The 721-nt window shown below is 62.0% G+C and carries 1 protein-coding gene; it reads left to right on the top strand.

Annotated elements, in window-relative coordinates:
• A partial coding sequence (locus tag AC1RJ3_RS29620) for an immunoglobulin-like domain-containing protein (RefSeq protein WP_493081993.1) occupies positions 1-721 on the top strand: 721 nt, incomplete at both ends.

Below are 721 nucleotides of genomic sequence, written 5' to 3'. Positions count from 1 at the left end.
GACTCGATCGATAACACCGGGCTGACGCTCACCGCCAACAACACCATTACCGAAGGCGGCCAGATCACCTATACCGCGACGCTGACCAACCCGGCCGGCACCGCGATGAGCGTGACCCTGTCGAACGGCGCCGTGATCAACATCGAAGCCGGTAAAACGTCCGGTTCCGTGGTGGTCGACACCCCAGCCAATGACGTCTACAAAAACGGCAGCACCGTCAGCACCACCATTGAAAGCACCACGGGCGGCAATTTCGAGCAGCTGACTCCAAGCACCACCCCGGCGGTGACGACGATCACCGACTCGATCGATAACACCGGCCTGACGCTCACCGCCAACAACACGATTACCGAAGGCGGCCAGATCACCTATACCGCTACCCTGACCAACCCGGCCGGCACCGCGATGAGCGTGACCCTGTCGAACGGCGCCGTCATCAACATCGAGGCCGGCAAAACCAGCGGCTCGGTGGTGGTCGATACCCCGGCCAACGACGTTTACAAAAACGGCAGCACCGTCAGCACCACCATCGAAAGCACCACCGGCGGCAATTTCGAACAGCTGACCCCGAGCACCACCCCGGCGGTCACCACGATCACCGATTCGATCGACAACACCGGGCTGACGCTCACTGCCGACAACAGCATTACCGAAGGTGGCCAGATCACCTACACCGCGACGCTGACCAATCCGGCCGGCACCGCGATGAGCGTGACCCTGT

It is taken from the genome of Pseudomonas sp. GW822-FHT04C11, from assembly GCF_058800905.1.
This window is presented reverse-complemented; position numbering and strand designations above follow the sequence as displayed.